Here is a 539-nt window from a genome sequence, read left to right as displayed (position 1 = left end):
GATTCTCTTCCACCTCTAGCGGATCGCCTTGGCAGGGATTACGCGATGTGTGTGCGGCAGATATCCCGGCGGTTGGATCCGCGACCGGACATGGCCGACGTTGGTCAATTCCGAGCACTGTGGCACCGGCTTCGGAAGACGGACAATGGCGGCTGCATCAAGCTGCCACCGGAAAGACGGGAAGAGGGCCCGGTGGGCGTCGCACCTCGCCCACCGGGCCCTCTGCCCGGGGCGCGGCCGGCCGGATCGGGGGCCGCGCGTTCCTGCGGGACGCCCTGGTCAGGCGTCCATGGCCGCCGCGAGGCTCCTGGGCCGCATGTCGGTCCAGTTCTCGGTGACGTGGTCGAGGCAGGCCTGCCGGGACGCCTCGCCGAACACGACGGTCCAGCCGGCGGGCACCTCGGCGAACACGGGCCACAGCGAGTGCTGGTTCTCGTCGTTGACCAGGACGTAGTAGCTCGCGTTGTCGTCTTCGAACGGGTTGGTCGCCATGTCGGGCTCCTTCACTGGGGCTCGGTGATCGGGATGTGCGGATGTGG

The 539-nt window shown here is 68.3% G+C and carries 1 protein-coding gene; it reads right to left on the bottom strand.

The genetic code is table 11. From position 1 onward, the window contains the following. Positions 1-279: 279 nt before the first annotated feature. Positions 280-492 carry an MbtH family protein gene (locus GL259_RS30100; RefSeq protein ID WP_159536431.1) on the bottom strand — a complete coding sequence of 71 codons (213 nt, stop codon included), beginning with the start codon at positions 490-492 and terminating at the stop codon, positions 280-282. Positions 493-539 lie beyond the last annotated feature (47 nt).

It is taken from the genome of Streptomyces sp. Tu 3180, from assembly GCF_009852415.1.
In the GTDB taxonomy this organism is placed as follows: domain Bacteria; phylum Actinomycetota; class Actinomycetes; order Streptomycetales; family Streptomycetaceae; genus Streptomyces.
Note: the sequence above shows the minus strand (reverse complement) of the source record. Positions and strands in the feature narration are given on the sequence as shown.

Coding starts and splice junctions, on each gene's coding strand:
- GL259_RS30100 (WP_159536431.1), bottom strand. CDS start 492: ATGGCGACCAACCCGTTCGAAGACGACAACGCGAGCTACTACGTCCTG.